Source organism: Ensifer sp. ZNC0028 (assembly GCF_000799055.1).
In the GTDB taxonomy this organism is placed as follows: Bacteria; Pseudomonadota; Alphaproteobacteria; order Rhizobiales; family Rhizobiaceae; genus Ensifer.
On the sequence record NZ_JTLA01000026.1, the window covers coordinates 1 to 19313 of the forward strand.

Genomic DNA, 19313 nt, shown 5'->3' on the forward strand with positions numbered 1-19313 from the left:
GCACGGTGACGTCGAGCGCCGTCGTCGGCTCGTCGGCGATCAGCACCTTGGGTCGGCACGAGAGCGCCATCGCGATCATCACGCGCTGCCGCATGCCGCCGGAAAGCTCGTTAGGATATTGGGTCATGCGCCGGGACGGCTCGGTGATGTGCACCGCATCCAGCATGCGCAGGGCGACGGCACTCGCCGTTCCCCCCTCTGAACCCTGATGTTCGCGAATGGCCTCGGTCAGTTGCTCGCCGATCGACATCACGGGATTGAGCGATGTCATCGGCTCCTGGAAGACCATGGCGACATCGCCGCCGCGCACGCTGCGCATCGCGCTGTTGGAGAGCTTCGAGAGTTCACGCCCTTCGAGCTTGATGCTGCCGGAGGCGATCCGCAGCGATGCCTTCGGCAGGAGCCCCATGACGGCAAGCGAAGTCACGGATTTGCCCGAGCCGCTCTCGCCGGCAATGCACAGCGTCTCGCCGCTCATGAGGTTGAAGCTGACGGCATCAAGGACCCTTCGCGGTCCTTGCGGCGTCAGTGCATCGACGCAGAGGCCATCGATGCCGAGCACGGGTACTGCCGTTGTCACGAAAAGACGATCCTCGGGAAGTAGAAGGAAACGACCCAGTTCGGCTGGTCGACGATTTCGCTGATCCTGAGATCGCCGCAGACCGAGCAGAGCAGATAGGCATCGACCGGGCTGAGGCCGTGTTCGGCGCCAAGCAGATCGATCATGCGCATCAGGCTTTCGCGTGCGCCGGTCATCAGATCCGGGCCGATGCCGGTCGTCACTTCGTAGCCCGCGGCATCCAGGTGGCGGGTCACCGGACCCGGCGTGGTGAAGCGGGGGCTTGCGAGACGCGCGTCCTTGACGAGTTCGATCGTCGCTTCCACCTCCATCTGGCTTTCGATCGCCGTGCCGCAGACTTCGCCGTCGCCCTGCGCCGCGTGCGTGTCGCCGATCGAAAACAACGCGCCCTCCACCTCGACCGGCAGATAGAGCGTGACGCCTGATGTCAGATCGCGAATGTCGAGATTGCCGCCGACCCGGCGCGGCGGCACGACGGAATGCAGGCCGGGCTCTGCCGGTGCCACGCCGATCGTGCCGGCAAACGGTTTCAGCGGCACGCGCCCGCCAGGGCCGTAAAGCGCCGGCGCCATGGTGTTGGCATCATAGGACCACATGTGCAGCGCCGGATCGGTGAACTGATCGGCAAGCAGGCCGAAGCCCGGAATGTTGGCCGTCCAGCCGACGCCCGAGGGCACGAAGCGCCGGATCGTCACTTTCAGTGCGTCGCCGGGTTTTGCGCCTTCGACATAAACAGGACCCGTCACCGGGTTGATCCTGTCGAAATCGAGCGAGGCCAAAGTCTCGAGCGTCGAGCCGGCGCCAAGCTGGCCGCCGGAGGAATCCAGGCATTCGAAATGGATGGTCTCACCGGGCTTGGCGACCAGCGTCGGCTTGAAGTCGCGGTTCCAGCCGAAATGGTGCTTGGCGCGATGGATGGTGTGTGTGCAGGCAACGCACATGAACTCTCTCCCAAACGTAAGAAAGGCTCCCCGAAAACGCGTCTCGGGGAGCCCGCCGCTTATTGCTTCACGAAGATGGCGTCGTAGTTGATGACCCGGGTCGGATCGACGTAGATCTCGCCCTCGCCGCCCATGCGCGGCGACTTGGCAACGACGCGGCGCTCGTTGGTGACCGGCACCCACGGCGCATCGGCCATGATGTCGGTGAAGATCTTGCCCCACTCCGCCTGGCGTTCGGCGGCCTTTGCCGGATCCGACATGGAGTCGGCGGCGACCGCGCGCTTGTCGAGCGCCTCGTTGCAGTACCACGACCAGTTCCAGCCGCCCTGGACAGCACCGGAGCAGCCAAGGATCGGGCCATAGAAGTTCGACGGATCCGGGAAGTCGGCGATCCAGGCCATGCCGCCGGACCAGATCATCGGCGCCTCGCCTTCCGTGCCGCCTGCGGCGATGACGTTGGCCTGGGCAAGGGCGCGAACTTCCGCCTTGATGCCGATGGCGGCGAGATCCTGCTGGATCGCCTGGGCGATGCGTGGCTGCGGGTCGGTGTTGGTCGAATAGAGCACCGTCTCGAAACCATCGCCATGTCCGGCCTCGGCGAGCAGCGCCTTCGCCTTTTCAACGTCATAGCCATAGCCGGTGAAGGCCTTGTCATAACCCGGCATTAGCGGCGGCAGCGGCTGGTTGGCAGGCGTCGCGCGACCATTGAGGATGCGGGTGATACGCTCCTTGTTGATCGCCATGTTGACGGCCTGGCGAACCTTCACGTCGTCGAAGGGCTTCACCTTGGTGTTGAGCGTGACATAGCCGGTATGCAGCTGCTGCCCGTCGACGATGATCTCGGCGCCCTCGGGCGAGTTCTTGATTTCGAGGAACTTGGCCGGCGGAATGCCGTCGCCGGCAATATCGACCTCGCCCTTTTGCAGTCGCAGCAGAGCCACCAGCGGCTCCTGGCCGACCTCGACCGTGAACTTGTCGATATGCGGCATGTCCTTGACGAAATAGTCGGGGTTGCGCTCGAAGGTCAGGCTCTGGCCGACGGTCCAGTCCTTGAGCACGAAGGTGCCGGAGCCGACCGGTTTCTTGCCGAAGTCGCCGGCAGCAGCCTCGACCGCTTCCTTCGGAACGACCGAGGCGAAGTTGACGGCGAGCACGTGCAGGAAGGTGGCGTCCGGGCGCGACAGGTGGAAGACCACGGTCGCGTCATCAGGTGCCTCGATGCCTTCCAGCGTTGCCGCCTTGCCGCCCGACAGGTCGTCGAAGCCCTTGATCGCGCCGAAGAAGCCGGCACCCGGTCCTTGGGTCTTCGGATCGACCGCGCGTTCGATCGAATATTTCACGTCCGAGGCGACGATCTCGCGTCCGTTGGTGAATTTCACGCCCTTGCGCAGCTTGAACGTATAGGTCAGGCCATCCGGCGCGACCTCGAAGGTTTCGGCGAGCGACGGCACCAGCTCGGTTGTGCCCGGCTTGTAGTCCATCAGGCGCGAGAACAGGCTCTTGATCATCGACCAGTTGACCCAGTCGTAACCGATGGCGGGATCGAGCGTGGCGATATCGTCCTTGTAGGTGATGACGATATCGCCGCCCTGTTTCGGCGCATCCTGTGCAAGGGCCGAGAGCGGCGCTGCGAGCAGTGCTGCAGCGACGGTTGAAGTTCGAAGCCAGCTTTTGAACATTGTTGTTCCCCTTTTTGGTTGGTTTCGGATTAGCGGGCGCGGATGCGCGGATCGATGAGCGGGGCGACGAGGTCGGCAAGGAGATTGCCAAGCACGATCGCCAGCGCCGAGACGAGCGTCACCCCCATGATGATCGGGATGTCGACCTGCTGGATCGCCTGCCAGGCGAGCTGGCCGATGCCCGGCCAGCCATAGACGGCCTCGACGACGACGACCCCGCTCATGAACTGGCCGATATCGATGCCGATCATGGCGATGACGGGCAGAAGCGCGTTTGGCAGCGCATGGCGAAAGATGATGCGGAACGATGACAGGCCCTTGGCGCGTGCGGTGCGCACATAGTCCTGGTTCAAGACATCGATCATCGCCGAGCGCACCATGCGCGCATACCAGCCGGCACCGAGGATACCGAGCGTCAGGGCCGGCAGGACCACATGGGCGAAGCTGCCGAAGCCGCTCATCGGGAACCAGGCGAGGGTGACCGCGAAGACATAGAGCAACAGCAGCGCAGCAACGAATTGCGGCGCCGAGACGCCGACGAAGGAAGCCATCATCACGAGGCGATCGACGAAACCGCCGCGCCGGATGGCCGCGACAACGCCGAGAAACACGCCGAGCAGGACTTCGACGAAGATACCGGCCGCCATCAGGATCAGCGTTGCCGGCAGGCGCGCCGCAATCAACGTGCCGACATCGGTCTTCTGCGCATAGGAACGGCCGAGATCGCCCTGCACCAGCCCCTGCAGATAACTCCAGAACTGAACGAGCAACGGTTGGTCGAGCCCGAGTTCGCGGCGAATGTTGGCGACCGTCTGCGCCGTCGCGCTGCGCCCGGCGATCATGCGCGCCGGATCGGCGGGAAGCGCATAGAGCAACAGGAAGGTAATGGCGGCAACGCCGAGCAGGATGAGCGCAGTCTGCACGAGACGACGCAGCAGAAGGACCGCCATCTCAGCCCCTCCCGCGTTGCGTCGGGTCGAGGATATCGCGGAGCGCATCGCCGACCAGATTGAAGGAGAGCGCGGTCAAAAGGATGACGGCGCCGGGGATGAACACCAGCCAGGGCGCGGCTTGGAAATAACTCTGGCTCTCGAAGATGATATTGCCCCAGGAGGGTGTCGGCGGCTGGACGCCGATGCCGAGGAAGGAGAGCGTCGCTTCGAGCAGCACGGTCGTTGCGATGCCGAGCGTGCCCCAGACGATCGCCGTCGGCACCAGATGCGGCAGGATGTGATGGAAGAGAATGCGGCCGTGTCCGGCACCGAGCGAGCGCTCGGCGAGGATGAAGTCGCGTTCGACGAGGCCGCGGGTCTCGGTATAGACGATGCGGGCGACCTGGACCCAATTGACCAGCGCGATCACCATGGCAACGATCCAGAGGCTCGGGCGAAGCAGTGCGGCAAGCACGATCGCCAGCAGCAGCGCCGGAAATGCCATCATCAGATCGGTAAAGCGCATCAGCGCATTGCCGACCAGACCGCGCATGTAACCCGAAAGAATGCCGATCATCAGACCGATCGAGACGGCGACGCCATTGGCAACGAGGCCGATGACGAGCGAGGTTCGGGCGCCGTAGAGCAGGCGCGAAAAGAGATCGCGGCCGAGCGTGTCGGTGCCGAGCAGGAACTGCGCGCTTGGCGGCAGCGGCGCGCCTTCGAGCGTCAGCCCGTCGAACATCTGCTCGTCCGGGCTATAGGGCGCAATCAGCGGCGCGGCCAAAGCGAGCAGGACGACCAGCGCCACGACGACGAGACCGAACAGCGCCGCCGGCTGCCTGAACATGGATTTCAGAACCTGCATCAACCGGCCTCCGGCAGCGGCTCGGCACCGCCGAGGATGGAACCGGCGACCTGCTCCATCGACAGGCGCTTTTTCATCGCGCAATTGCGCAGGATGCCGTAGGCCCGCTCCTCGTCGACATGGCAGGCTTGGCCGATCTTCTGTACGGCGGCATGAACCAGCGGGCGCATGCGCACGCGTTCTTCGAGATGGGCGACCTTGTCGGCAACGGCCCGGCGTTCCTGATGGATGCCGACGGCCATGACCAATGCCGGATAGACCGCCGACGAGGCGACGGGTTTGGCGATGATCGCCGCAGCCCCCTGCCCCATCGCCCAGGCGACCCGGCCCGGTGCTTCCGAGCCAAGCAGGGCGATCAACGGCCGTGGCGCCTGTTCGTCCTTCCAGGGCAACAGCCCGCTCCAACCCTGGTCGGCGTCGACGAGGATGATATCGGGCAGGTCGCGCGCATCGAGCGGCTGCCATTGCACGCTGACGTCGAAGCCGAAGAGCTTGAGCTGTCGCACGAGCCGCTCCGTCGTCTGGTCTTCGCGGTGCAGGATCGCCGCACGCCAGCCGGTGAAGTTCGGTGTTTCCCTCATGAGACGATCCGCAATTGGGGCGCCTTGCGCTTGCGCTGGCCGGTCAGGTAGGGGTCGGCAGCAATCGAGGGCAGCGACGTGACGATGTTAAAGCCGCCGTCGTCGCTGATGCGGCCGAGATGGAACGGCAACGCCGCATGGTGGGTCTGCGGATCGATCCTGAGCGGGCCGAGCACGCTCTGATGCGGCGCGGCCGAAACGAGCTGCGTGATCGTCGCGGGGTCGTCGACGCCCGCCTCGATGATCGCCTCGGCGCAGAGCTTGACGGAAGCATAGGCGCTGGCAAACAGGCTGGAAATGCGCCGCCCGGGTCCGAAGCGACTGGCGACGCGCAGCTTGAAGGCAACGTTGTCGGGCGAGACCACGGTGTCGAAGTAGGAAGCGGCACACAGCTGGCCGGTCGCAACCCCGAGGCCGATATCCGTCAACTCGCATTCCTGCAGATCGCAGCTGACGACCGGGCAATTTTCCGGGCGGAAGGCAGGATTGCGTTCGGCCAGCGCCCGGATCGCCGCATGAAAGGCGTAGCTGGAAGGCCCGACGAGATTGTTGAGAATGAAGCTCGGCCGGCGCTGCTCGATTTCGGCAACGATGCGCTCCACCGCGGTTTCCTCGAGCGGCAGGTAACGTTCGCCGAGCACGGCGCCGCCGGCCTCCTCCACCAGTTCGCGCGCCAGGCGGTTCATTTCCCAGCCCCAGACATAGTTGGCGCCGATCAGGTAGGGCCGGTTGCCGAAGCGCGGCAGCAGATAATCGAGCAAGGGCAGCAAATGCTGGTTCGGGCAGCCGCCCGTATAGATGACATTGTCGTTGGCTTCGAAGCCCTCATAGGGGCACATGTACCAGAGCAGGCCGTCGTGCTTTTCGACGAGCGGAATGACTTCCTTGCGGGCGAGCGAGGTAATGGTGCCGATGATGTGGCGGCATCCGTGGTCGCGCAGCAGCGATCTAGCGCCTTCAAGGTAACGGTCGATATTGGCTTCCGGATCGATGAAAACCGGTTCGATCCGGCCCGGATGGCTTGCCGCAATCTCCTCGATCGCCAGCTCCGCACCGTCGCGGCAGTCGCGACCCATCGTCCCGTAGGGTCCGGTGGTCGAATAGAGAATGCCGATCTTTACCGCGCCGCTCATGTACCCGCCAAAAACCAAAAACCCCACGACGCCGTGCCCATCGAAGATGGGGGCATCATGGGGCCAAACTGCCCGTCGACCATCGAGGTCATGTGAATGGATTGATCATGCTCAATCTGAGAGCATGATTAAGATACGGGCAATCGACGGCTGTCAAGCAAGGATTGGCAAGCTCGCGCCCGATTGTGCGCAACTTTACACACAGAGCCGGGCGGAGCCCCGCAATCAAGCGCCACTGCTGCGTGGAGGGACGTACGAAGAAATTCGACCGGCCCGCGTGCGAGCCGATCGAGTGTCCATGACGGTCAGAACTTGCGGCTGATCGCGATCTTGAAGTTGCGGCCGGGCATCGCCGAGATCCCGTCGCTGAGATAGGGCTCGTAATATTTGTCGAAGATGTTGTCGACGGCGAGATGCACTTCGCCGCCTTCCATGAAGCCCGATGTCGGCGTCCAGTCGAGGAAGAGGCCGTGCACCGCATAGCCGGCGCTCGGCGGGCGCGCATAGGTCTGTCCGCCCTGATTGTAAGGTGTGCGGTTCTGGTCGTCGACGAAGGTGCCCGTCCAGCCGAAGGCGAGATCGCGATCCGGCACCTTGATCCCGGCCGTCGCGATCACGGTCAGGGGCGCCAGGTCGTTGATATAGGTGTCCGGGCCCCAGACGTTGTTGACGGCTCCGGTCCGCTCGCCGGTCATCCAGGACACGCCGAGATCGCCGAACAGGCGCTCGGTCTCGTAATGCGCCTGCCACTCGATGCCGCGGATATCGTAGGACGGCGTGTTCCAGTAGAACGGCACGTTGCCGGTAACGTCGGCGAGGTTGGCCGTGCCGAACCGGCGCGTTACCGGGTTGGAGACGTGGTTGTTGTAGACCGAAATGCGCGTCGACAGCATGTCGTCGGTCGTCAGCACGTCGTTGAAGCTGAAGTCGACGCCGATGTTGAAGGTACTGTTGCGTTCGACCTCCAGGCCGCGGCTGGTGCCGGACGCCTTGGTGAGAGCGCTCTGGGTCGAATAGAGCTCGTCGATGTTGGGCACCCGCATCGCATAGGCCCAGTCGGCGAAGAACCGCACGGACGGCGTCGCTTCCCATGCCAGGCTGATCGCCGGCGTCACACCCTGGTGGGAGACTGCGGAATAGTCGTGGCCGGCCAGCGGATTGTTAAAGCGCGGCGCCGCGTTCGGCACGCCCTTGGAGCGCACGTGGTCGTAGCGCAGGCCGGGCGTCACGGCGAACGTGTCGGTCAGTTCGATCCGGTCGCGGACGAAGGCGGCAAAGGTCTTTTGCGTGCCCTCCGGCATGAACCACGGGGCGTAGTAGCCGTAGTTGTACTGGGCCTGCGTACGGTTGGCGATGTCGTACATCCAGATGTCACGGTCATGATCGAGATACTGAATGCCATAGTTCAGGCTGTGCGACAGGCCGCCGAGCGAAAAGTTGGAGGTGTTCTCCGCTTCGAACTTGATGTCGGTGTAGGTGGCGTCGTTTTCGTAGCCGCCGACGGATGCGCTGGGATTGAGCCCCGGAATGTCGGGCCGCTTGGCATGCTGGCCGGTCGACGAGAAGCTTCCCATCATGCGGTAGTTCACCAGGTCGCTGTCGCCGGTGTAGGTGTAGGTGAGCGTCGAGGTGAAATCCTCGATTTCGCGCCAGGTGAGCAGCCGGCGCATCGCTTCCTTGTAGCCATAGCGGGTGATGTTGTAGTCCGACGGCGCCGACTGGCCGCGGATAGCGGCCACGGGTCCCCAATTGTCGTTCTGGCCGTAGGCGACCGTGCCCCTGATCTCGTGACCATCATATTCGGCACCGACATTGGCAAGCAGGGTGGTCAGCTTCGAGTTGGAATAGTTGTAGACCTCTCCGCCGCCGACGCGCATATCGTCGCTCTTGCGCCACGTGCCGGCCAGAAGGCCGTCATAGGTGATGGGGCCGCCGAAATCCGACTTTCCGTAGAGCGCGCCGGTTTCGAGAAACTGCTTGTTGGCGCTCTGGAAACCGGACTTGGCCCAGACGCCCCATTCTTCGCCCGGCCGGAGCATGTCGGCCGCGTCCTTGGTCTCCATCAGCACCGTGCCGCCGAAGCCGCCATTGCCGTAGCGCACCGACGTCGCGCCCTTTTCGATTTCGACGCGCTTGAGCAGTTCGGGCTCGATGAAGACGGTGCCTTGATCGTATTTCTCGAAGTTCTTCGGCGCGCCGTCGAGGATGATGCGAACGTCCGACTGCCGGGCAAAGCCGCGGATGGCGAGCGTCTGTCCCTCGATACGCACGCCGCCGCCCATCGAAACGCCGGGCGTCTTCTGCAGTAGTTCCGGTAGGCTCGATGCCTGGGCCTTTTCGATGTCCTCGGCGTCAAGAACAGCGATGTTCGGCGCGCGGTCACCGTCCTTGGCGTCGCCGCGGGCGATGATGGGTGCGAGCTTCGTGCCTTCGCCGTCTGCCGGCGTCGCGGCTTCCACGGCACCCATCAGCTTCACCGTCGAGCCGCCGACGAAGCGATAGCGGACACCCGTTCCGCTCAGCAGCCGCGCCAGCGCCTCTTCGGCCGTCATCTCGCCGGAAAGGCCTGGCGTGGTGACACCTGAGGCGACCGAACTGTCGAACACCACCTGCAGCTTGAGCTGCGCGGCCAGGCGGTTGACGGCAGTCGTCAGTTTGCCCGCGGGCACGTCGACCGGGTACCGCAACGCATCTTGCGCGAGCGCGACAGTCGTGGTGAGGGCAAAAACGGTGCCTGCCATCAGCAGGCTGAAAATTCCGGATTGGCGGCGGCGGCCGGTCGTATTCGAATGTGGCATGATGCTTCCAGACAGAGAGATGGCCGAAACGGCCGGGGTCTGGTTTCTGGACGAACGAGGTGCCGGTTCAGGGACACCTCGTCCTCGATTTTTTTAGCGAAGGATCGTGACGTAGGGTCCAATCCGGGTGACCTTGACGTCGAAGGCTTCGGCAAGACCTTGCAATGCGCCGACGGGATCGGAGAGATCAAAGCTGCCGGACACCCGCCTGGCGCCGATACCAGCATGGGCGATCAGGATCGTGCCGGGAACGTAGCGCCCGATTTCCTCGACGACGGACGCGATCGTGCGTTCCTCGAAGACCAGGCGCCCCTGTCGCCATGCTGCTGCCACGAACGGATCGATCGGCGTGATATCGCCGAGACGGCCGTCATGGTCGTAGCGGACCTGCTCGTTGACCGCGACACGGCGCGGCAGCATCGCCATGTCCGTCGCGACCGATACCGCGTGTTCGATCACGGTGACGCTGGTGCCGTCGTCGGTAAGATTGACGTCGAATGCCGTCCCCAGTGCCGTCGTCGTGCCGCCTCCAGCCTCGACGACAAAGGGTCGGCTGCTGTCGGCTGCGACCTGGACGAAGGCCTCGCCACGCAACAGCACGATCCGCCGCTCGGCGGAAGTGAATTGATAGGCGACGGCGGACTGGGCGTTGAGCTGCAGGGTCGAACCATCCTCAAGGGCAAGGATCGGCCGTTCGCCCTTGCCGGCGATGACGTCCGCCCGCATCCACATGGCGCCGTCGAACGAAAGAAAGAGCCCGGCGCCGATGCTGACGATGGCCGCCAGAGCCGCCACCGTTTTTCTCCGCGTCCCGGTCGCTGTCATAGCCTTTTGGGCAAATTCCGGTTCGCGCCGGATCAACAGCGATGCGTCGCCGATCGCCCTTTGGACGCGGGCAAAAATCTCGGCATGGGCAGGATCCTCCGCGCGCCAGCGTTCGAAGGCGAGCCGCAACGCTTCGTCGTCTGGATCGCCCGTCAGGCGAACCAACCAATCCACCGCCTGCTCGCGCACCCGCCTGTCACGCGCCGTCACAACACCTCCTCCAGCCGGTCGAGGCAATGCAGATAGGCCTTGCGCAGATGGCGGTCGACCATGTTGCGGCTGATGCCGGTGCGCATGGCGATTTCGTCCGAGGTGAGGTTGCCGATGCGGCTTGCGAGAAAGACGCGCCGCCGCTGCAGCGACATCTCCATGATCGCCCTTTTCAGGATCATCAGTCGCCGGGGAAGATCGATGTTGGCGTCGGGTGCGGCGATATCGCTGGCGACCGCCAGGGCGTCTTCTTCGCTGCCGGAGAAAAGTTTGAGCTCAAAGCGGTCGCGCCGCAGCCGGTCGATGCCGAGATTGGCGCAGGCGCGGCGCAGAAACGCCCTCAGCGACGACTTGTTCTCAAGCGGCGTGCGCCGATCGACCAGCCGGACATAAAGCTCGTGCACGACCTCGTTTGCGGTGGCCGCCTGGTGACCACGTCGCCGCGTCATGGCGCAGAGTTCGTCGTAGTAGGCCACGATCGCGTCGTCGAGCATCAAATGCGAAGCTGATTTCTCTGGCATGACAATTTTCAGGGCCGATCCGGAGCCGTCGGCAGAGCGAAGATGAGAGACAGGGCGCGGCGCGCACGAGGCAGCGCCGGCGTTCATTAGCGCGTCCTCGCAGCACACACAACAAATATGAGTATTGTACTCATCTTTTATTTCCGGAACGGCCGGCAATGCAACTAGCTCGAAAGGAGGCGTTGACCTCAGGGCTCAGAGTGAGACCCTCAGTCAAGGTTCACGCCGGTGATCCGCTAGAGCCAGATTTCCGGGTGACAAGAGCCGAAAGGAGAAAGTCATGGCAGGAAACGGCAGCCTCAACGGAAAGTGCTTCTGCGGCGCAGTCGAGATCGAAGTGAGCGGCGATCCGGCCGCCATGGGCTATTGCCATTGCAGTTCCTGCCGCAGCTGGTCGGCAGGCCCGGTCAACGCCTTCACGCTCTGGCCACCGGAAAAGGTCAAGATCATCAAGGGTGCGGACAATCTCGTCGGTTACCAGAAGACGGCAACGAGCGTACGCAAATGGTGCAAGGCTTGCGGCGGGCATCTCATGACCGAGCATCCGCTGTGGGGTGTCACCGACGTCTTTGCCGCGGCAATCCCGGCGCTTGCCTTCAAACCGATGCTGCACGTCAACTATCAGGAGACAGTGCTGCCGATGAAGGACGGCCTGCCGAAATATCGCGACTTCCCGCCGGCCTTCGGCGGAACGGGCGAGATGATGGCGGAATAGCTCACGCTTTGAGCGTAATTCCGGACGGAAAACGGCTTGAGGTGCTCTACTCCGGCGCGGCGCCGGCCAGATAGTGCTGGAGCGCCGTGCGGGTATTGACGAACAGGCGGTCGGCGCCGAGCTGATCGGCAAAGCCGGATGCGCGCACATAGGCAAGCACGTCCGGGTTCAGCTCGGCCAGCCAGACGGTGACGCCGTGTTCGCTGATGCGGCGCTCGCCCTCCATCATCATCTGCAGCGCCGAATATTCGATGTCGAAAACCCGGCTCATGTCGAGCACGACAACCCGGGGCTTCTGTTTTGCGACGAGCATCTGCGCCTGATCGGCCACCTGCTGGGCATTGCCAAAGAAGAGCCGTCCCTCCGGCCGGATGATCAATAGCCCCTCGAAGGTCTCGTCGTCGGGGTGCTCGGGCGAGAGCGGCCGCAGCCGGTCGGTGTCGCGCTTGCGTCCGACGACATAGACCTTCGCTGACGCCGCCTGGCGGGCGAGCCCGATGAAGGAGAGCACGATCGCGACGATGATGCCCTGCAGCGTACCGAAGAAGAGCACGCCGAGGAAGGCGGCCAGCGCCCAGTGAAACTCCATCAGCCGAACCTTGCGGACGGAGAGGAAATCCGCCGGTTTGATCAGCCCGACCGAGTAGACGATGACGATGGCCGCAAGGACGGCCTGCGGCAGGAGACCGAGAAGCGGCGCCAGCACCAGCATGGTCGCGGCCGCGGCCGCCGCGGTGACCAGAGACGCCATCTGGCTGTGGCCGCCGACAGCCCGCACCACGGCGGTTTGCGACGTGCCGCCGCCGGCACTCATGGCACCGAAGAAGGCGCCCCCGAAATTCGCAGCACCCGTGGCCAGCAATTCGCGGTTCGCCCGGATCGGCGGGTCGGACGGCGCGGCGAAGGCGCGGCCCGCCGCGATGGTTTCGGTGAAGCTCATCAGCGCGATGCCGAGCGCGCCCGGCAACAGTTCCTGGACAAGACCGAGGCTCGGAAGCGTCAGCGACGGCAGGGACTGCGGGATGAAGCCGACGGTGGAGACGCCGAGCGCCTGCAGCCCGGCAAACCAGGAAAGCGCGATGCCCGCGGCCACGGCCAGAAGCGGCGCCGGCGAATGCGGCCAGAGCCGTTCCATCGCCAGCAGCGCCACCAGCGCCGCGGCGGCGATCGCGAGCGTCAGCATCGAGGTCTCGGACAGGTGGCCGGCGATGCTTAGGATATCGCGGAAGAAACCTTCCTTGGTGATGTGGATGCCGAGCAGCTTCGGCACCTGATCGAGCACGATGACGAGGCCGATGCCGGCCTTGAAGCCGATCAGCACCGGCGACGAGATGAAGTTGGCGACGAAGCCGAAGCGCAGCAGCGACGCGAGGAAGAGAAGCGCGCCCGTCAGGGCGGTCAGCGTCGCGGTGGCCGTCAGCAGCTTGGCGGGATCGCCGTCGGGGACGGCAAGGCCGAGCTGCGTGCCGGCAAGGATCGCAAGGGTGGTGGTCGACGAAACGCTCAGGACGCGGGAGGTGCCGAGAAGCGCGTAGATGATCATCGGCACGAAGGCGGTGTAAAGACCGACGCTGACCGGCAGACCGGCGACCGTGGCATAGGCCATGGCCTTGGGCAGGACCACGGCGGCGGCGGTAAGACCCGCGATCACGTCAAGCCGCAAACCCGCGGAGAGACCACGGCTGTCGCCGGCAAGTGAATGCTCATGCGATGCCATCGGGATCGTCCTTCGGCAGGAGATTCATGAGATTATTCTAAATCGATAACACTCGGTCAAAGCGGTTGCAAGAAATGCAATTGTCCGCATCGTACCTTACCTGCCGGCCGGCAAAACAGGCGCTGGAAGCCGTCCCGACTCAGGTCTATCCTGATCGCGGCAGCTCGCATCGAGAGGGGATTTCGACGACGGGAAACGGGCCTTGGGTGGAGCGTTACGAGGGCGTGGCTGGTTCGCCTCGGGCCTACCCGCGAGAGGGAGGATTGCGGTGGCAGAGTCTCAACGCCGGCGGCAGACGAAAAGAATGCGACGCCGGTTCTTCTTCAATCTCTACCAGCAGCTTCAGCTGCTCTGGCCGATCTTCTCGGCGATCCTGATTGTGATGGTCGGGGCCGGTATCATCATCTGGCGCATCGAAGACTGGCGGCTCGACGAGGCGCTTTACTTCACCTTCGTCACGGGCCTGACCATCGGCTATGGCGACATCACGCCCAAGCATCTGAGCGCGCGGGTGCTGGCACTGGTGATCGGCTTTTCCGGCATCGTCCTGACCGGCCTCGTCGCAGCGGTCACCGTGCAGGCGCTGAACGAGACCAGCCGGGATGAGACCGACGACCCCTGAGAGGTCGGGCCGGCAAGCCCCACCTCCCCGCGGTACCTGGTTTCAAGGATCAGCCAGCGACGAACCGGCCTTCCGATACGATCTCCGACAGCGCCTTGCGCGGGCTAGGCTGCTCGCGCTGCTGCAGCGGTTGCGGCAGCAACGCCTTGTCGCCGAGGCGCCCGATCGCGACGGCCGCTTCGATCCGGAAGTTCTCCGGCACGCCAAGCTCGGCGCGCGCCCGCTCATAGTCGAGACCGGCCATGCCGTGCGCCTGCCAGCCGGAATGGGCGGCCTGCAGCGCCAGCGCACCCCAAGCGGCCCCGGCGTCGAAGGAATGGGTATAGGACGGCACTTCCTCGCTGGCGCCCGGCGGCAGCAGAGAGGTCTTCGACAGCACGAAGATCAGCGCCGAGGCCTCTGCCGCCCAGCTCCGGTTGAACTCGTTGAGGAGGCCGAGCAGGCTCTCCCAGCCTTCACTGCTGCGGCGCGCATAGACGAAATGCCAAGGCTGGGCATTGTAGGCGGACGGCGCCCAGCGGGCAGCCTCGAGAATCTGAAACAGTTCGGGCTCGGAAATCTCGGCACCCGAATAGGCGCGCGGAGACCAGCGCTCGAGGAAAAGCGGGTTGATCGCATAATCTGCGACGCGGGAATTCACATGCAATGTCATGGGGGTGTTCCATTCATCGACGGCGTTCCGCCGTCACTTGGGGTCATTGTTGGCGGGTTTGATCAGCGACGGCCGAAGCTTTGATAGCGATCGCAGCGGCTTTTCAAGGTCGAAATCTCCTCGGAGAGTTCGGCGATACGGTCCTTGAGTTCGTGGACCGTGCCATCCTCGATGTCTTCGAAACCAAAACAATCGCGTGCCTCGTGCAGTTCCAACCGGCCCTGCAGGACCTCGCGGATCGCACTCAAACGCTCATATTGCCGCAGCATGCTCATCATGGACCTCATCTCAGGCGGCCGCCGCAAACCTGCGCCGACCGGACATCACCGATGATTATCCACTTAACTAGTAGATTAAAGGAATTCTGACCCAAAGAGCGGGCGGGTCGTGGAAAACTGCTCCCCGACGACGACGCTGCGTCGCGGGCATGAAAAGACCCGGGCGGTGGGAGGGCCGCCCGGGTCTTTCGAAATCATGCGGGAGGGCGAAATCATGCGGACGGGCGAAATCACGTGGTCGGGAGGTCGTGCCCCTCGGGGCGGTTGCCGTCGAGAAAGCCCATATCCCGCTTCAGGTGATCCGACAGATCCCTGACGTCGACGACATCGGTCGTCCGGCTCTTCCTCGCAAACAGGAACGCCAGCCAGGAACCGACGGAAAAATCGTTTGTCGACGAAAAACTACGTACTTGAATGGTTGTCATAGCCGTCATCCTCTTCATCAATCCGTCTAATGGACGGACCTTGAAAATGGTTGTGGGCGGCATCAACTTCCAATCGAATATCGGTCACCATGCATAAGGCCATTTAATGCATAAGACACTTCCGCTCCCACCATTGACGGCGATACGCGTCTTCGAGGCGGTCGCGCGCCATGGAAGCTTCACCAACGCCGCAAGCGAACTCGGCATGACGCAAGCCGCGGTGAGCTATCAGATCAAGGTGCTCGAAGATCGGATCGGCGCGCCGGTGTTCCTGCGCCGCCCGCGCCAGATCGCGCTCACCGAGGTCGGCCAGCGGCTCGCCCCAGTGGTGACGCAGGTCTTCGAACAGCTCAGCGAAGCCTATGTGAGCGCGCGCGGCGGCGCCCAGGGAACGCTGGTCATCAGCACGATCGCGACCTTTGCCTCCAACTGGCTGGCGCGGCGCCTCGGCTCGTTTCAGATCGCCCACCCCTCGCTTGCCGTGCGCCTCCAGACCGAGCCGCATCTCGTCGACTTCAGCCGCGAGGAGGTCGATATCGGCATCCGCTCGGGCCGCGGCGCGTGGCCGGGACTTGCGGCCCACCGGCTGATCGACGCCGACTTTTCACCGATGTTGAGCCCGGGCCTTGCGGCCAGCATCGGCGGTGTGAAGGAACCGGGCGACCTGCTGCGGCTGCCGCTTCTCGACCCCGGCGATCCCTGGTGGGCGCGGTGGTTTGCCGCCGCCAACGTGCCGGTGGAGGGGCTTGCGAGCCGGCCCGGCGCCAGCATGGGCGCCCAGGTCTATGAGGGGAATGCAGCGACCGCCGGACAGGGCGTGGCGATCTTGACGCCGGCCTTCTTTGCCGCGGAACTTGCCGACGGGCGCCTGATCCAACCCTTCGATCTGCTCTGCGACGAGAGCCAGGCCTATTGGCTTGTCTATCCGGAAAGCCGGCGAAACTCCCCGAAAATCAGCGCCTTCCGTCAGTGGATTCTCGGCGAGATCGGCCAGCAAAATCCGTGAAGACGGCTGTCGGAGCAGGGTGATCTTGCGTCTCGACCGCCCCGGAATTTTCCTGCGCCCCGGAACCCTTCGGGCCACCGGGGAGTTGCATCCCCGTAGCGACCAGAGCGAGGGAGTGCCGGAGCGAAGATGCAAAGCGAGCCGACGGAACAGTTCCGCTCAGCCAGCGAAACCACCTGGTGGACCGTGCAACGCGGCGACGGGCCGATCGTCGGCACCGCTATCCACAACGGGCACGCCATGCGCGGCGACGCCCACGCGCTCACCGCCCTGACGGACGAGGAACGGCTGCGGGAGGAGGATCCGTACACGGAATTCGTCATCCGCGATCTTGCCAACCGCATCGTCGTTCACAGGTCCCGCTTCGAGGTCGATCTCAACCGTGCCCGAATGGGCGCGATCTATCTTCAACCGGCGCAGGCCTGGGGCCTTTCCGTCTGGCGGGAACATCCGCCCGTCGAGATGATCGAGGCGTCGCTCGCCGTCCATGACGAATACTATGCCATGCTGCATGCCATGCTGGCGGCGATCGAGCGCCGCCACGGTCGCTTCATCGTGCTCGACATGCACAGCTACAACCACCGGCGGCAGGGACCGGAAGCGGCGCCCACGGCCGCCGACGAAGCCCCGGAAATCAACATCGGAACCTCCTCGATGGACCGGGCAAGGTGGGCCGACGTCATCGATACGCTGATGTCGGCGCTCAGTGCCGCCCGTATCGACGGCCGACCGGTGGATGTGCGCGAGAACATCGCCTTCCAGGGTCGCGGAGAGCAGACGCGCTTCATCCACGAGCATTTTCCCGAGACCGGCTGCGCGATCGCGATCGAGTTCAAGAAGACCTTCATGGACGAATGGACCGGTAAGCCGGATATCGAGGCGCTTCGTTCGCTGCGGGCAGTGGTCTGCTCGCTCGTCCCGATACTGACCGAAACGCTGGCGAGGCATCGATGACGGAGGAGAAAGCGGCACCCACAAGTTCGGCCCCGGCCTGGCTCGACGAGGCCATCGGCCGACTGACGGAAGGCCGCGCCGTCCGGCGGGATTTCGGCGAGGGCGGGCGGCTGCACATCGACCGTCTCGTTCCCTTCCTCTGCGTGCACATTGCCGCCGAGTACCAGCAGCCGGTGGCCCGCGACATCGCCCAGGCGAACGCCGCCTATCTACTGGCGCCCGATGTCGATACTGCCGCCGCAATCATCGAACGTGTCGGGCGGGTGATCGAACAGCGCCTCGGCCTGTTCATCGTGCTCGAATTCGGCGAACTTGAAAGCGATGAACCGCCGGCCAAGGACGCCCCCTTCCTGCCGCCCTTCTTGATCGAGGTGGTCGCCGGCGCGCGCGCCGCCGAACAGGTCGCCGCCAAGGCCTTGATCGAGACGGCGGCGACGATCGAAGGCAAGTTCCGCACGCCGCATGTGACGCTCGTCGGGCGACCGACGACGGCAGGCCGAAAGGCGCTTGCGCTCGACTATCCGCATCTGACTGTGCGCTTCGCGCCGATCTACTGCGAGCCGGGAACGCGCCGCATCTATCCGCAACTGCGCGAGCGGCTGGTCGCGAGCGTCTTCGACGCAGGGCTGAGGGCCGTTGCCGCTTTCGCCCGCGCAAAATCGGACAATTTTCGACTGCCGACGCACCGCGCTTTCGGCCGAAAGGCCTTCGTCGATGCCGTCGTGCGCGCCGACCGCGGCATCGACGAGATCGCGTCGAGCTTCGACTTCCTGCTGGCAGTGACCCCCATCAACGCGGAAGCCGCCTGGGCGGAGTTCGCCTCAGGCGGCTTCTCCAAGAGCCCGCGCCTCTACTACCGGCCGCTGACGCTGCAGATCGAGACGGCCAAGCGGAAACTCTTCTCGCTCAACTTCGAACACCTCGAAGATCCGCTGCTCTATGCCCTCTACCGGGAAAAGCAGCAGGAGGTCGATCTGCAGCTGTCGATGATCTCGGCGCGGGAAACCCGTACCTTCGTCGAGTTCGGTCGCGCCCTCTATGGCCCGGTGGAAGCCACGCTACATGACGCCGCCTCCGAAATCCTGGCGCGCACGGCGCCCGATCGCCACGCCCCTTCATCGAGCGCAGACCGGCGCGATTGCGAGTACATAAGGGAGCGCGCTCAGGCGATGATATCGGCCTATCGGCGCCAGTCGGCCGATTTTTCCGCCTCCATCGACATCCGCGACGACCTGCCGGCCGGTCTGCTTGTTTCGCGCGGCCAGCTTTTGATTGCCAGGAGTTCCGCGCTCGACGCCGATCGCGTCGAGGCGCTGCTCAACCACGAGATCGGCGTGCATCTGCTGACCTATTTCAACGGTTCTGCTCAGGGACTGCGTATCCTCCGCTCCGGGCTCGCCGGTTACGAAGGCATGCAGGAGGGGCTCGCGGTCTTTGCCGAATATCTGAGCGCCGGCATGACGATCGACCGGTTGCGCGTCCTGGCAGCACGGGTCGTCGGCTGCGCCGCCATGCTCGACGGCGCACCCTTTCCGCAGACCTACCGGCTGCTCGTCGACGGACATGGCTTTGCCGCCGCCGAAGCCTTCAACATCACGCTGCGCATCTATCGCGGCGGCGGGCTGGTCAAGGACGCGATCTACCTGCGCGGCCTGCTGCAGCTTCTCGATCATCTGGCCCGCGGCGGCAGTCTCGAACCGTTCTGGATGGGCAAGATCGCCGCCTCGCATTTCGGCGCGATCCAGGAACTCAGCCTGCGCGGCCTCCTTGGTGCCGCAGCGCTCCGCCCTATCTTTCTCGATGAGGTCAAAGCGCGCGACCGACTTCAGCGAGCCCAAGGGGGACTGTCCCCGCTCGACTTGATCGCAGAGTAGGA

At 64.3% G+C, this 19313-nt stretch carries 19 protein-coding genes; 5 read left to right on the top strand and 14 right to left on the bottom strand.

Annotation, left to right across the window (positions count from 1 at the left end):
• The 10 genes from L981_RS06090 to L981_RS06135 all read right to left on the bottom strand — a co-directional run.
• The coding region (locus tag L981_RS06090) for an ABC transporter ATP-binding protein (protein ID WP_156133993.1) at positions 1-580 on the bottom strand (580 nt) is incomplete at its 3' end.
• Entirely contained in the window at positions 577-1521 is a 945-nt protein-coding gene (locus L981_RS06095; RefSeq protein ID WP_043612903.1) for an acetamidase/formamidase family protein, read from the bottom strand. The genes L981_RS06095 and L981_RS06090, both read right to left, overlap by 4 nt.
• 59 nt (positions 1522-1580) lie before the next feature.
• Positions 1581-3200, bottom strand: coding sequence for an ABC transporter substrate-binding protein (locus L981_RS06100; RefSeq protein WP_043612906.1), 1620 nt, complete (start codon positions 3198-3200; stop codon positions 1581-1583).
• 29 nt (positions 3201-3229) lie between these two features.
• The gene (locus L981_RS06105) at positions 3230-4150 is read right to left on the bottom strand and encodes an ABC transporter permease (protein WP_043612908.1); all 921 of its coding nucleotides are present in this window, start codon (positions 4148-4150) and stop codon (positions 3230-3232) included.
• Between the two features lies 1 nt (position 4151).
• Positions 4152-5000, bottom strand: a complete 849-nt coding sequence (locus L981_RS06110) for an ABC transporter permease (protein ID WP_043612910.1) — start codon at positions 4998-5000, stop codon at positions 4152-4154.
• Positions 5000-5581, bottom strand: a complete 582-nt coding sequence (locus tag L981_RS06115) for an ANTAR domain-containing response regulator (RefSeq protein ID WP_043612912.1) — start codon at positions 5579-5581, stop codon at positions 5000-5002. Before L981_RS06115 ends, L981_RS06110 begins: the two co-directional genes overlap by 1 nt.
• Positions 5578-6714 (bottom strand): transporter substrate-binding protein, encoded by a 1137-nt coding sequence (locus L981_RS06120; protein ID WP_043612914.1) that lies wholly within the window; start codon positions 6712-6714, stop codon positions 5578-5580. Before L981_RS06120 ends, L981_RS06115 begins: the two co-directional genes overlap by 4 nt.
• 305 nt (positions 6715-7019) lie before the next feature.
• Positions 7020-9512 (bottom strand): TonB-dependent receptor, encoded by a 2493-nt coding sequence (locus L981_RS06125; protein ID WP_197067104.1) that lies wholly within the window; start codon positions 9510-9512, stop codon positions 7020-7022.
• A 93-nt stretch (positions 9513-9605) separates the two neighbouring features.
• Entirely contained in the window at positions 9606-10547 is a 942-nt protein-coding gene (locus L981_RS06130) for a FecR family protein (protein WP_043612916.1), read from the bottom strand.
• Positions 10544-11068 (bottom strand): RNA polymerase sigma factor, encoded by a 525-nt coding sequence (locus L981_RS06135; RefSeq protein WP_043612919.1) that lies wholly within the window; start codon positions 11066-11068, stop codon positions 10544-10546. The genes L981_RS06130 and L981_RS06135 overlap by 4 nt, the downstream gene beginning before the upstream one ends.
• 280 nt (positions 11069-11348) lie before the next feature.
• On the opposite strand from L981_RS06135, the gene L981_RS06140 reads away from it, so the two are divergent.
• Positions 11349-11783, top strand: coding sequence for a GFA family protein (locus L981_RS06140; RefSeq protein ID WP_043612921.1), 435 nt, complete (start codon positions 11349-11351; stop codon positions 11781-11783).
• 46 nt (positions 11784-11829) lie between these two features.
• Here L981_RS06140 and L981_RS06145 read toward each other — a convergent pair whose 3' ends face one another.
• The gene (locus L981_RS06145; protein ID WP_043612922.1) at positions 11830-13500 is read right to left on the bottom strand and encodes a SulP family inorganic anion transporter; all 1671 of its coding nucleotides are present in this window, start codon (positions 13498-13500) and stop codon (positions 11830-11832) included.
• A 304-nt stretch (positions 13501-13804) separates the two neighbouring features.
• Between L981_RS06145 and L981_RS06150 the strand changes: the two genes are divergently transcribed.
• Positions 13805-14122, top strand: coding sequence for a potassium channel family protein (locus L981_RS06150; RefSeq protein WP_043612924.1), 318 nt, complete (start codon positions 13805-13807; stop codon positions 14120-14122).
• A 49-nt stretch (positions 14123-14171) separates the two neighbouring features.
• Here L981_RS06150 and L981_RS06155 read toward each other — a convergent pair whose 3' ends face one another.
• The 3 genes from L981_RS06155 to L981_RS06165 all read right to left on the bottom strand — a co-directional run bounded on the left by L981_RS06155 (position 14172) and on the right by L981_RS06165 (position 15477).
• Complete coding sequence (locus L981_RS06155; RefSeq protein ID WP_043612927.1) at positions 14172-14774, bottom strand: nitroreductase family protein; 603 nt, start codon at positions 14772-14774, stop codon at positions 14172-14174.
• Positions 14775-14836: 62 nt separating this feature from the next.
• On the bottom strand, positions 14837-15049 hold the full coding sequence (locus L981_RS06160; protein ID WP_371258836.1) for a hypothetical protein: 213 nt from the start codon (positions 15047-15049) through the stop codon (positions 14837-14839).
• Between the two features lie 233 nt (positions 15050-15282).
• The gene (locus L981_RS06165) at positions 15283-15477 is read right to left on the bottom strand and encodes a hypothetical protein (protein WP_043612968.1); all 195 of its coding nucleotides are present in this window, start codon (positions 15475-15477) and stop codon (positions 15283-15285) included.
• Between the two features lie 106 nt (positions 15478-15583).
• On the opposite strand from L981_RS06165, the gene L981_RS06170 reads away from it, so the two are divergent.
• From L981_RS06170 to L981_RS06180, 3 genes are all read left to right on the top strand, one after another.
• Positions 15584-16483: a LysR substrate-binding domain-containing protein gene (locus L981_RS06170; RefSeq protein WP_043612930.1), complete on the top strand. Its 900-nt coding sequence runs from the start codon at positions 15584-15586 to the stop codon at positions 16481-16483.
• 129 nt (positions 16484-16612) lie between these two features.
• Entirely contained in the window at positions 16613-17437 is an 825-nt protein-coding gene (locus L981_RS06175) for an N-formylglutamate amidohydrolase (protein ID WP_043612932.1), read from the top strand.
• Complete coding sequence (locus L981_RS06180; RefSeq protein ID WP_043612934.1) at positions 17434-19311, top strand: flavohemoglobin expression-modulating QEGLA motif protein; 1878 nt, start codon at positions 17434-17436, stop codon at positions 19309-19311. Before L981_RS06175 ends, L981_RS06180 begins: the two co-directional genes overlap by 4 nt.
• The last annotated feature ends 2 nt before the right edge of the window (positions 19312-19313 follow it).

Coding starts and splice junctions, on each gene's coding strand:
- L981_RS06095 (WP_043612903.1), bottom strand. CDS start 1,521: ATGTGCGTTGCCTGCACACACACCATCCATCGCGCCAAGCACCATTTC.
- L981_RS06100 (WP_043612906.1), bottom strand. CDS start 3,200: ATGTTCAAAAGCTGGCTTCGAACTTCAACCGTCGCTGCAGCACTGCTC.
- L981_RS06105 (WP_043612908.1), bottom strand. CDS start 4,150: ATGGCGGTCCTTCTGCTGCGTCGTCTCGTGCAGACTGCGCTCATCCTG.
- L981_RS06110 (WP_043612910.1), bottom strand. CDS start 5,000: ATGCAGGTTCTGAAATCCATGTTCAGGCAGCCGGCGGCGCTGTTCGGT.
- L981_RS06115 (WP_043612912.1), bottom strand. CDS start 5,581: ATGAGGGAAACACCGAACTTCACCGGCTGGCGTGCGGCGATCCTGCAC.
- L981_RS06120 (WP_043612914.1), bottom strand. CDS start 6,714: ATGAGCGGCGCGGTAAAGATCGGCATTCTCTATTCGACCACCGGACCC.
- L981_RS06125 (WP_197067104.1), bottom strand. CDS start 9,512: ATGCCACATTCGAATACGACCGGCCGCCGCCGCCAATCCGGAATTTTC.
- L981_RS06135 (WP_043612919.1), bottom strand. CDS start 11,068: ATGCCAGAGAAATCAGCTTCGCATTTGATGCTCGACGACGCGATCGTG.
- L981_RS06140 (WP_043612921.1), top strand. CDS start 11,349: ATGGCAGGAAACGGCAGCCTCAACGGAAAGTGCTTCTGCGGCGCAGTC.
- L981_RS06145 (WP_043612922.1), bottom strand. CDS start 13,500: ATGGCATCGCATGAGCATTCACTTGCCGGCGACAGCCGTGGTCTCTCC.
- L981_RS06150 (WP_043612924.1), top strand. CDS start 13,805: ATGCGACGCCGGTTCTTCTTCAATCTCTACCAGCAGCTTCAGCTGCTC.
- L981_RS06155 (WP_043612927.1), bottom strand. CDS start 14,774: ATGACATTGCATGTGAATTCCCGCGTCGCAGATTATGCGATCAACCCG.
- L981_RS06160 (WP_371258836.1), bottom strand. CDS start 15,049: ATGAGCATGCTGCGGCAATATGAGCGTTTGAGTGCGATCCGCGAGGTC.
- L981_RS06165 (WP_043612968.1), bottom strand. CDS start 15,477: ATGACAACCATTCAAGTACGTAGTTTTTCGTCGACAAACGATTTTTCC.
- L981_RS06170 (WP_043612930.1), top strand. CDS start 15,584: ATGCATAAGACACTTCCGCTCCCACCATTGACGGCGATACGCGTCTTC.
- L981_RS06175 (WP_043612932.1), top strand. CDS start 16,613: ATGCAAAGCGAGCCGACGGAACAGTTCCGCTCAGCCAGCGAAACCACC.
- L981_RS06180 (WP_043612934.1), top strand. CDS start 17,434: ATGACGGAGGAGAAAGCGGCACCCACAAGTTCGGCCCCGGCCTGGCTC.